The following is an 11,100-nucleotide window of genomic DNA, read 5'->3' as shown; positions in this document are numbered from 1 at the left end:
AAGACGCGCGACGCCGAGCGCTGGGATGCGAGTCCGCAAGCTGCCGCCGTCACTTCGCCTTGAGGCATTCCTCGGGCGTAATCACGCCGTCGCCGTTCAGGTCGTACTTGGCGAATTCCCGATACGTGGCCTCCGTCCAGCGATCGGCGAATTCAGCCATCAGCACTTGGCCGTCGCGGTCCTTGTCGCGTTCGCGGAACCACGAGGGAAGACCGTCGGGCAGGCGGTCGTAGGGCGAAGTGAAACGGTATTTTTTCGTCGAGACCGGGGAGGCGGTCGCCGAGCTTGACGCGTCCGGTCGGCTGTCTCCGCCGCGGGATTGCTGCTGGCCCCCGTTCATCTCCGCCAACCGGCGGGAAAGCTCCTCCTTAGAAATCTTGCCGTCGCCGTCCTGGTCCGCGGGCGCCCAATCGCCGCGCATCTTGGACCATTCCTCTTTCTCCAGCACGCCGTTCTTGTTTTCGTCGTAGCGCTGCATCAGGCTGTCGGCGAATCGGGCAATCCGCTCGTCGATCGGCGGCGGCGGAGGCGAGGGCTCTTCCCGCCGCTCTTCCGGGCGATCCGAGGAAGAAGTCGCTTGGGAAGCCGGTTGCGAAGCCGAGGTGGAAGTCGCCGCAGCGGCGGGAGCACCGAAGCCTTGCGGCCGGGGTCCCGCGGCAGAACTCGATATGCCGAAGCCGGGGACGGTCCCCGCCGGGCCGAGCTTCAAGATCTTGACCTCCGGCGGCGGACTACTATTGCTCGCGCTCCCGGACGACGACTGTCCCGACGAAGACGATTGCCCCGAGCCTCCCTGCTCCTGGTCGCGATAGTACTTAATCAGTCCCTCGCGAACTTCGGAGATGCGGAAACCGTTGGAAACGTCCTTGCCCGTCCTTTCGCTCAGCCGCGGAATGATATATTGGGCGAATCGGGAGTTTTGGATTTCCTCCTTGGAAACGAAGCCGTCTTGATTCTCGTCCAGCCGGCTCATGAACCCGACGTAGCGTTCGGCGCGTTCCTCGGCTGAAGACTCTTCACCGCGAAAATCCCGGCCGCGGAAATCACCCCGGAAGCCGCCATCCATCGGAGGAGGGCCGCCGAACCCGCCGGGCGGACCCCCGAAGCCCCCGCCCATCCAAGGCGGCTGGGCCCAGGCCGTGGTCCCGGACCACGCCGCGCCGAGCACGGCCGCTACCAACGTTGCGCAAAACACGCGGTAGATCACCGTAACCATCTCATCCGTCCAAGCCGCTGGTCGCGAAAAAAGCATTGCCCGATTTCTCCCCAGGAACACTCCCTACTCCGGCTACTCCAGCCGGCCGCGATTTCGGCCGAAGCGATGGTGCGCCTCGCCGCGTTTCGATTCCGACTGCTGTTTCGATTCCGACCGCTCTTCTCGCCTCACCGCGTTCCGCGCCGGATCGAAACGCTCTATCCATAGTAATTAACAACCATGGCAGGGGCTGTGTTTCGGGGGGGACGTGTTTACAACATGGAGGGGGCTTCCCGCGGTAGCTCCCGGCCCAAGCGCGGGTGCCCGATTCTTTCGGCAACGCTGCGGACCGATACGGGCCGTTGCGGAACTTTTCGCTCGGCGGGGCGTTAATTGCCTTGGAGAAGCTAAGGTGCGTCTCCGTGTTCGCGGCGGATAGCCTCGCGCGCCCTCCGCGACGCTTGAGTGGTTCTTCGTTCGGAGGTTCGGTGAGAGTCGGAGGTATGTCGATGAGAGTCACGAATTTGGCTTTGGCGGTGCTGTTGACGGTCGGCCTGACGGCGGGAGCGGCGTTGGCCCAGCCCCCGGGAGGCCCCGGCGGTCGCGGACCCGGCGGGTTCGGCATGATGGGCGGCGGCGGCATGGGCTGGAGCCAGCTCTTGCAAATCGAAAAGGTCCAAAAGGAGATCGAGCTGACCGACGACCAGAAGGCCGAGATCGAGAAGATCGTCACTGCCAACCGCGAGAAGATGCGCGAGTTGTTCGGTCAGGGCCAGGGCGGTGATCGCCAGGCCAACTTCGAAAAGATGCGCGAACTACAGCAGGAAGCTCAAAAGAAGATCGAGGACGCCCTCCTGCCTCATCAGGTCGCCCGGCTCAAGGAAATCCGCTTGCAAGTGGCCGGCGTTCAGGCCCTGATGGATCCCGAGGTCCAGAAGGAACTCGGCCTGAGCGAGGAGCAGGTCCAGAAGCTGCGTGACGTCGGTCGCGAAGTGATGCAGAGCATGAGGCCGCAGGACGGGCAAGGCCCGCGCGACCCCGGCGCCATGCGGGAACGGTTCCAGGAGCTGCGGCAGAAGATGGAAGAGGCCGCCCTCCAGGTCCTGACGGACGACCAGAAGGCCAAGTGGAACAAGATGAAGGGCGAGAAGTTCGAGCTTGCCCCGGAGGATATGTTCCCCCGCCGTCCGGGCGCGGCCCCCGGTGGTGATCGGCCCGCCGGTCGGCGCGGCAATCGGGACGCGTGATCCCGCGGTCGGGTAAGCGGATTTCCGCCCCCTAAACCCCGGGCTTCGCCGCCCGATCATCGACCCCCAGCTTGGCGGGTGAGTAGCCGACCACGCAGTACGGGACTGCATTGCGAGCGGAGCCGATATCTCGGCTAAGTCCCCGACGAAGTGCGTACAAATGGTCCGCAAACTACTCGCCAGGCTGGGTTATTTTCCCTAATAAGAGTGGAATTCCTCGCATTGCTGAGTCATCGTTCCGAAAGACGTGAGACCCCGGGACTATCATAGTTGCTCCCGGGTTGCTCCCGGATCCCCACCTTGCGGGTACCGAGACCTGTTGCGGTTCGAAACCGACGGTGCTCGATCCGGTGTAATAAGGCAGTGGGCACGACGCAACACCCCCGTTTGGTTGAAAAGGATATCCCATTCGGAAAGAACTCTTGAAAAAATGCACTATCACGGATTTCCCGAGGTGCGCAACGAATAATTACGGGTATGGAATAGAATAGGTCCGGGAAGGGAACAGCGGTTCGGTAAGTTGGGAGCATGAGCGGCGGGTTGGGTCTCGCCTGTTTGCCCCAAGATCGGACCCCTGGTAATACGGCGCGGCGGCGCCTTGGTGATTGGTGGCCCATGGAAGCCGGTGAAATCTTGCTCAGAAAAGGTCTTTTAACCGCCCAGCAGTTGCAGGTGGCACGCCGCAACCAGGGCGAAGGGAAGCGATTGGACCAAGCGGCCGTGGGTCTGGGCTTGGTTTCGGAGGAGGAGGCCCTCCGCGCGCTTGGGGAAGAGCTGGGCATTCCCTACGTCGATCTGCACGACGTGAAAATCGATCCGGCCTTGCTGAACAGCTTCCCCCTCAAGTTCGTCTATCGCGAGAACCTCTTTCCCATCCGCCAAGAGAACGGCCGATTGATCGTCGCCACCAGCGATCCCTTCAACCTCTATCCGCTGGACGAGCTTTCCACCGCCATCGGCAAGACCGTGACGCCGGTCTTGGCCAGTCAGGCGGAGATCAGCAAGCTCATCAAGACGCACTTGGGCGTGGGCGGCGAGACCATCGACGAACTGATCGCCCAGAGCGATGACGATGACTCGGTGGAATTGATCGACGGCATCGAGGCCGACGGCTCCGAGCTTTCGCAATTGGCCCAAGAGCCGTCCGTCGTGCGTCTAGTCAACGAGATCTTGCTGGAGGCCATCGACCTGCGGGCGAGCGACGTGCATATCGAGTCGCAGCCGTCCGGCCTGAAGATCCGCTACCGCATCGACGGCGTGCTGCACGCCCAGCCCGTCCCCCCGGAAATCAACCGCTTCCAGGCGGCGATCATCAGCCGTCTGAAGATCATGGCGCGCCTGAACATCGCGGAACGGCGATTGCCGCAGGACGGCCGCATCCAGCTTCGCGTGGCCGGGCGGGAGGTGGACGTCCGCGTCTCCGTCATCCCCATGATCCACGGCGAGGGCATCGTCCTCCGTTTGCTCGATAAGGGAGCGATGGAGTTCAACCTCCGCAAGCTCGGCATGGAGGACGACATCTATGCCGTCTTCCAAGACCTGATCAAGCTCCCGCACGGGATCCTCTTGGTGACGGGGCCGACGGGGTCCGGTAAAACGACCACCCTGTACAGCGCCCTGCTCGAAATTCGCGACGAGCAGACGAAGATCATCACCACCGAAGACCCGGTGGAATACCAATTGGAAGGCATCAACCAGATTCAGGTCCATCCCAAGATCGGGTTGACGTTCGCCGCTTCGCTGCGGAGCATCCTGCGCCACGACCCGGACGTCATCCTGGTGGGCGAAATCCGCGATCTGGAGACGGCGGAAAACGCCATCCAGGCCTCGTTGACCGGTCACTTGGTGTTCAGCACGCTGCACACCAACGACGCGGCGGGGGCCTACACGCGTTTGATCGACATGGGTCTGGAGCCGTTTCTGGTCTCCAGCACGGTGGAGGCCGTCATGGCCCAACGGCTGGTGCGGACCTTGTGCCCCGAGTGCAAGGAGCCGTACGAGCCGGATCCCGCCGAACTGCCTCGCGATTTCCCCCGGGACCGGTTGGAAAAGGGGGTGACGTTGTACCGGGCGAAGGGCTGCCGGGCATGCCGGCAGGTGGGGTATCGCGGCCGGGTGGGGATCTTCGAACTTCTCGTAACCACCGAGCGCATCCGCCAGTTGTCGCACGATCGGGCCAGCAGTTGGGCCATCCGCCAGGCCGCCGTGGCCGAAGGCATGATCACGCTGCGGCAGGACGCATGGCGGAAAGTCTTCGCCGGCCGAACTACAATCGAGGAAATCGAGCGTGTGACCCGGGCCGAGGAACACTGACGCCCCGCGCATGCGTTCGCCGGACGTAGACCGGAGGGGTTCCTGCCGCGCGAACGCCGCATGACCGCCGCCCGGCGCCATCCGCGGCCGCCCGCCGGCCGGCCCGTTACGCCACGCCCCGAGGAATAGCATCAGCTCATGCCGGAGTTCAGTTACGTCGCCGTCGATGCCAGCGGAAAAAAGATCACCGGCACGGTTGCGGCCGCGACGCAACGCGAGGCGGTGGCGGCCGTCTCCGCGCGCGACCTGTTCCCCTTGGAGGTCCGCGGCGAAGCGACGGATGCGGCGGCCCTGCGGCGGCGGCGCGTGCCCGCCCAACTGATGGCCGTGACCTACGGCCAATTGGCCGACCTCTTGCGGAGCGGCGTGCCGCTCCTCCGCGCGATCCAGGTGATTCGCGGTCAGGTTTCGCACCCGGCGCTGAAGGAGGTCTTGGGCGAGGTGGCGCGGCGGGTGGAGGACGGGGCGTCCCTGGCCGATGCCGTCGCCCGATTCCCCGGCTGCTTCGGCGAGATGGCCGTCAGCATGATCCGCGCCGGCGGCGAGGGCGGCTTTCTGGAGGATGCCCTGGTCCGCGTGGCCGCCTTCACCGATGCCAGCGAAGATCTGCGGAAACGGGTGATGGGCGCCATGGCCTATCCCGTGCTGCTGTTTCTGATCGGCACGGTGGTGGTCAGCGGATTGCTGGTCTTTCTCGTCCCGCGATTCCAAACGCTGTTCGAGAGCCTGCGGCAACGCAATGAACTGCCCGCCCTCACCGAGGGATTGCTGGCCGCCAGCGATTTCCTCCAAAACTGGGGACTGTGGATCCTGCTCTTGATCGGACTGACCGTTTGGGCGGTCCGCGGATGGCTCAAGACCGAAACCGGCCGGCGGATATGGGATCGGTATATTCTCCGCGTGCCGGTGGCGGGCAACATCTTCCTCAGCTTCGCCGTGGCGCGGTTTTGCCGCATCTTGGGCACCCTCCTGCAAAACGGCGTGCCGATCCTGCGGTCCTTGGAGATCGCGGGCCAGGCCACCGGCAATCGCGTCCTCAGCGACGCGGTGCAAAAGGCGACGGAGAACATTTCGGCCGGGCAGTCCTTGGCCGCTCCCCTGGCCGCCTGCAAGCTCTTTCCGCCCATGGTCATCGAGATGATCTCCGTGGCGGAGGAAGCGAATACCTTGGAAACCGTACTGGTTCAAATCGCCGACGCCCTGGAACGGCGAACGTGGCGGCAATTGGAATTGGGCGTGCGACTGCTGGAGCCGATCATGCTGTTGATCATCGCCGGAATCGTTCTGGTGGTGGTCATCGCCCTGCTGCTGCCCGTCCTCAAGATGAGCACCACGATTTGAGCGCCGAATCCGGATCGCCTCGCCGTCGCAGCAGGAGGTCCTCGCCGCCGCTCCCGCATGGGAAATCGCCGGGGCGACGCAAATCGGGACAATTTCCCGCGATTGGGGTTTACACTAAGGGAGGACGAGGTTTTGCGGGACCGGCGCGCGGCATTTGCGACAGGTCCGGCGCACGGCCCACGATCGCACGGTCGCGCCGCCGCGGAAACCTCGGAGGGAATGGCATCGCTAGCAAGGGAGAGAGGAGTTCCTTTCATGGGTAACGCTGAAACGAACAGGTCGAACCGTCGCCGCTCACGTCGCGGCGTGACCTTGATCGAAGTGTTGTTGGTGCTGGTGATCCTGCTGATCATCGCGTCCATGGCGGTGATGGCCTACGGCCCGATCCAACGGCGCGCGTACATCAACGCCGCGCGTGCCCAAATCAAGGCTTTCAAGGCCCCGATCCAGCGGTATTACCTCGACACCAACCAGTATCCGGCGTCGCTGGACGCCCTGATCCAATCGCCGGCCGACCTGCCCGATCCCAGCAAGTGGGACGGCCCGTACTTGGACAGCCAATTCGTGCCCCTCGACCCTTGGGGGAATGAATACCAATACATGTACCCGGGTCAAAACGATCCCGAAGGCTTCCCCGATATCTGGTCTTTCGGTCCCGACGGCGTGGACGGCACGGAGGATGACGTGACCAGTTGGGCCGGCTAGGCTCGCGGGAGCGGTTTGCGATCTCGGCCTTTCCTTGCCTCCTTCCCGCTCGATGCGGCGATTCCCATGCGTCGGCCGATACCGAACCAGCGATTGCGGCGAAAGAGCCGGCTCCGCCGCCGGGCGCTGACGCTATTGGAAATCATCCTGGTGTTGACGCTGATGTGCGTGCTGGGCAGCATGGCCTACATCACGGTGATGCGGCCGATGGCCTCGCAGCGGTTGGAAACGGCCGCCGATCAGCTTCGGGCGGAGTGGTTGCGGGCCCGCAATCGGGCCATGTCCCGCGGCGTAACCTACGCCTTCCGTTGCTCGCAAGAGAGCGGCGTCTACACCGTGGAGCCGTACAACGACGCTTCCCAAGATGCCACCTTGACGGCGAGCTTCGGCGGGACGAGCGGCGCCGGCAACACCGCGAGCGTCATCCGAGGCGAACTGCCGGATAAGATCGTGGTCCACGACGGCAACGTCTTGGCCGATGAGTTATCCTCCGCCGATTTCGCCGAGAGCGGTCTCGCCGCCGACGGCTTCGGGACGCAAGGGAGTTGGACGATCCTCTTCTTCCCGGACGGGACGGCCACCTCGGCGGTCGTCACGCTGCGCAACGAATACGGCCGGGCGATCGACGTCTCGCTCCGCGGGTTGACCGGGGCCGTCTTGGTCGGCGATGCCTATCCCACGGGGGTGGTGACGACGGGCACCGGGGCCGACTTTCCCTCTTCTTCCGCCGGAGGTCCGCCATGAGGTCGCGCCGAGTTATCGCCGGTCACCGCGGCCGGCATACGTCCGCCGGATTCACGCTGTTGGAAGTCATTTTGGCGATGGCCATTTTGCTGCTATCGCTGGCCGCCGTTTCGCAATTGGTCCTGACCGCCCACTCCAATGCCCGGTCGGCCCGCGACCGCGGCACCGCCCAAATGCTGTGCGACGGCCTGATGGCCGAATTGATCGCCGGCTCGCTCCCCCTGGAATCGACGAGCGAAACCCCGCTCGAGGATGTGGTGGACGGCGTGGAACCGGACTGGTTGTATGCCGTGGACGTTTCGGCGACGGACCTGGACGGCTTGCTGCGGGTGGAGGTCCTGGTGCGGCAAGACGCCGCGCAAATCGCTCGGCCCGCGGAAGCTCGGCTGGTGCAGTGGTTGATCGATCCGGAATACCCCTTCGTTCAACCCGGCGAGAGCGCATCATCCGGCGGTTCGTCGTCATCGTCGCCTTCCGGCGGATCGTCCGGCGAAGAGGGGACGGGAGGTACGCAACCGTGAACCGCCGAGTGGGAATCCGCATCGCTTCGCCTCATCGCGCCCCGGCGGCTCGCAAAGCCTCGCCGGGACGGCCGCGTCGCGCCCGGGGGTTCACGCTCCTGGAAGTGATCTTGTCGCTGGCGTTAGTGACTTTGGTGCTGGCGGCGATGGGAGCGGCGACGGTCTTCCACTATCGGGCGGTGGAATCCGCCAAGTCCCGGCTGGCCGAGGCGCAGCTCGCCCGGGCCGTGCTGGAACGTATGGCGCAGGATATCCGCGGGGCGGTCCCTTACGATCCCGTCAATTTCGCCCAATTGATCCCCGGCTTGGTGACGCGGACCAGCCAAAGCGATCTGGCGGATGCGGCCTCGGCGGCGGGGTTGGACGCCTCGATGCTCTTTTCCGACGGCGGCGATTCGCTCTCCGATATGGGGCAGGATGCCGCCTCCGGTTCGCTACCGCAAAGCGTGCCCGGCCTGTACGGAGAAATTGATTGGATCCAGGTGGACGTCAGCCGCCTGCCGCGACCCGATCAGTTGCAGTCGGAGATCTTCCTCTCCGCCGATGGGATGCTGATCGATCGCGTCAGCGACGTCAAAACCGTAACCTACTTCATCCTCGATCCGGCGGAGGCTTCCGGTTACACGATTGCGAGCACGCCGGGCGTCACCGCTTTTGAGCAGCAAGGCGGACTGGTCCGCCGGGAGTTGGATCGGGCGGTCACGGCCTATCTCGCCGAGACCGGGGAATTGGATCAGATCGACAATACGCTTCAGCCCATCGCTCCGGAGGTCGAGGCGGTGGAGTTCGCGTACTTCGACGGTTCGAGTTGGACGGACTCTTGGGATTCGGACCTTCAGGGTACGCTGCCGACGGCGGTTGAAATCCGCTTGTACCTCCGCCCCGCCGAATCTCGGCGTAACACTGCCGTCTGGACGGGTACGAGCGCTGCCGGGTCGTCCACCGACACGGGGGATCTGCGGATGTATCGCACGGTCGTGTATTTGCCGGCGGCGCATGTGACCGGCCAATTGGGGGCGACGGGCGGCGCCGGCAGTACCGGCGAGTCCCAGGGCGGAATGGGCGGAGAGGAAGAAGAGGAACCCGAGCAGGATGAGGTGATCGACGACTCGCCCCAGGGCGGCGGCGGTCCTGGTCGCGGCGGCAGGCCGGGCGAAGGGTCGGACGGCGGCGGTTCGGGTCGCGGCAGACCCGGCCAAGGGTCGGACGGCGGCCCGGGCGGTGATCGCGGGGATCGTCCCTCGGGCGGCGACGGCGGTCGCGGCGGATTCGGCGGGCAGCCCGGCGGCGGGCCCGGCCAAGGCGGACCGCCCCCCGCTCTTCCCGGCGGAGGGTTCGGGGGAGGCGGTTTCGGCGGTCCACCGCCCGGCGGAGGAGGAGGCGGCGGCAATGAGCGATGACCTCAGGCCCCGAGCGCAGGCGGTCGCCCATCGGCATGTGTCCCGCGCCGGTTCCCCGCCCGCGCGCGGCGGCATGATCCTTTTGGTCGTCCTGGTCACCGTGGCCTTGTTGGCGTTGGGAGCCTTGACGTTCGCCGAACTGATGCTGGCGGAGCGGGAGGGGACGGAAATCTATGGTCGGCTGTCCCAAGTCCGCGCCGCGGCCGCCTCCGGCGCGGAGGTCGCCCGGCTGCTCGTCTCCCTGGACGAAGATGAGATGATCGCAAGCGGCGGCTGGTTCGACAACCCCGGCTGGTTCGCCGGCGTGCCCGTCCTCGAAGAGATCGATCCCCGCAATACCGCTTATTTTTCGGTGATTGCGCCGGCCGACGACGGTTACGCCGGCAGCTCGGGCGTGCGATACGGCTTGGAAAACGAATCCGGCAAGTTGAATCTGAACAGCCTGCTGTTGGCCGACCAATATGTCGAAAACGGCGGCCGGCAGCTATTGATGGGCCTGCCCGGCATGACCGAGGACGTGGCCGACGCCATCATGGACTGGATCGACGCCGACGACGAACCGCGGGAATTCGGGGCGGAAGTGGATTACTATGCCTCGCTCAGTCCGGCCTATGCCCCGAAGAACGGACCGCTGGAAACGGTCGAGGAACTGCTCCTGGTCCGCGGCGTGACGCCCGATCTGCTCTTCGGCGCCGACCGCAATCGCAACGGCCTCGTCGATCCGGGGGAGACGGTGCCGGATTCGCTCTCGGCGCTGGGAGTGAGCGACGCCACGGCCTATCGCGGTTGGGCCGCCTATTTGACCTTGTACAGCATGGAGCTGAACGTCCGCCCGGACGGCTCCGCCAAAATCGATATCAACCAGGACGATCTGGAAGCCCTGTACGACGAGTTGGAGGCCGATTTCGGACCGGAGGTGGCGACGTTCATCGTGGGGTACCGGCAGAACGGCCCCTACGACGGCACGGAAGAATCGCAACCGCTGGGAGAGGGGGCGTTGCCTGATTTCTCCCGGCCGTCCCGCGCCACCTTCAGCACCGTGTTGGACTTGATCGACGCCCGCGTCCGCATGCAACTCGACGGCGTGGAAGAACCGGTGGTCCTCGGCCCGATTTGGTCCACGTCGGAGCCGGGGCTGCTGCGGGTGGCGCTGCCGCTGATCATGGCCAATCTGACCGCGACCTCCAGCAAGGTGATTCCCGGCCGGATCAACATCAATTTGGCGCCGCCTTCCATTCTGTACGGGATCCCGGGGCTCGATCCGTCCGCCGCGGACGCGATCATCGACTTTCGCCCCGGCGATCCCATCAACCTGGACGACGATCAGTATCGCTACGAAACCTGGCTGTTGGCCGACGGCGTGGTAACGCTGGAGGAGATGAAGGCCCTGATGCCGTTCGTCACCTGCGGGGGCAGCGTGTTCAAGGCGCAGGTGGTGGGGTATTTAGGGGATGGAATTCCGGCCGTGCGCCACGAAGTGACGATTGACGCTACCGTCCGCCCGGCCCGCGTATTATTCTGGAGAGATATGAGCCAGTTGGGCCGCGGTTTCGACGCCGACGTCTTGACCGGGGCGGCGACGTCCGCGCTCGGCTTGCCCGGCTTTTGAGAGGCGTTCGACGCCGAAGGAGAAC

The 11,100-nt window shown here is 64.9% G+C and carries 9 protein-coding genes; 8 read left to right on the top strand and 1 reads right to left on the bottom strand.

Annotated features, from left to right (window positions below):
* Nucleotides 1-49: 49 nt before the first annotated feature.
* The gene (locus ACZ5B4_RS14630) at nucleotides 50-1,252 is read right to left on the bottom strand and encodes an EF-hand domain-containing protein (RefSeq protein WP_464911971.1); all 1,203 of its coding nucleotides are present in this window, start codon (nucleotides 1,250-1,252) and stop codon (nucleotides 50-52) included.
* A 452-nt stretch (nucleotides 1,253-1,704) separates the two neighbouring features.
* Between ACZ5B4_RS14630 and ACZ5B4_RS14625 the strand changes: the two genes are divergently transcribed.
* The 8 genes from ACZ5B4_RS14625 (at nucleotide 1,705) to ACZ5B4_RS14590 (ending at nucleotide 11,075) form a co-directional block, all read left to right on the top strand.
* Nucleotides 1,705-2,442 (top strand): hypothetical protein, encoded by a 738-nt coding sequence (locus ACZ5B4_RS14625; protein WP_464911970.1) that lies wholly within the window; start codon nucleotides 1,705-1,707, stop codon nucleotides 2,440-2,442.
* Nucleotides 2,443-3,057: 615 nt separating this feature from the next.
* Nucleotides 3,058-4,755, top strand: a complete 1,698-nt coding sequence (locus ACZ5B4_RS14620; protein WP_464911969.1) for a GspE/PulE family protein — start codon at nucleotides 3,058-3,060, stop codon at nucleotides 4,753-4,755.
* Nucleotides 4,756-4,893: 138 nt separating this feature from the next.
* Nucleotides 4,894-6,096 carry a type II secretion system F family protein gene (locus tag ACZ5B4_RS14615; protein ID WP_464911968.1) on the top strand — a complete coding sequence of 401 codons (1,203 nt, stop codon included), beginning with the start codon at nucleotides 4,894-4,896 and terminating at the stop codon, nucleotides 6,094-6,096.
* 255 nt (nucleotides 6,097-6,351) lie between these two features.
* Complete coding sequence (gspG, locus tag ACZ5B4_RS14610) at nucleotides 6,352-6,801, top strand: type II secretion system major pseudopilin GspG (protein WP_464911967.1); 450 nt, start codon at nucleotides 6,352-6,354, stop codon at nucleotides 6,799-6,801.
* A 66-nt stretch (nucleotides 6,802-6,867) separates the two neighbouring features.
* A complete protein-coding gene (locus tag ACZ5B4_RS14605; RefSeq protein WP_464911966.1) occupies nucleotides 6,868-7,545 on the top strand; it encodes a pilus assembly FimT family protein in 678 nt (225 codons plus the stop codon).
* Nucleotides 7,542-8,066, top strand: coding sequence for a type II secretion system minor pseudopilin GspI (gspI, locus tag ACZ5B4_RS14600; RefSeq protein ID WP_464911965.1), 525 nt, complete (start codon nucleotides 7,542-7,544; stop codon nucleotides 8,064-8,066). The genes ACZ5B4_RS14605 and gspI overlap by 4 nt, the downstream gene beginning before the upstream one ends.
* Nucleotides 8,063-9,466 carry a PulJ/GspJ family protein gene (locus ACZ5B4_RS14595; RefSeq protein ID WP_464911964.1) on the top strand — a complete coding sequence of 468 codons (1,404 nt, stop codon included), beginning with the start codon at nucleotides 8,063-8,065 and terminating at the stop codon, nucleotides 9,464-9,466. Before gspI ends, ACZ5B4_RS14595 begins: the two co-directional genes overlap by 4 nt.
* On the top strand, nucleotides 9,456-11,075 hold the full coding sequence (locus tag ACZ5B4_RS14590) for a hypothetical protein (protein WP_464911963.1): 1,620 nt from the start codon (nucleotides 9,456-9,458) through the stop codon (nucleotides 11,073-11,075). The genes ACZ5B4_RS14595 and ACZ5B4_RS14590 overlap by 11 nt, the downstream gene beginning before the upstream one ends.
* The last annotated feature ends 25 nt before the right edge of the window (nucleotides 11,076-11,100 follow it).

It is taken from the genome of Thermogutta hypogea, from assembly GCF_055386265.1.
Note: the sequence above shows the minus strand (reverse complement) of the source record. Positions and strands in the feature narration are given on the sequence as shown.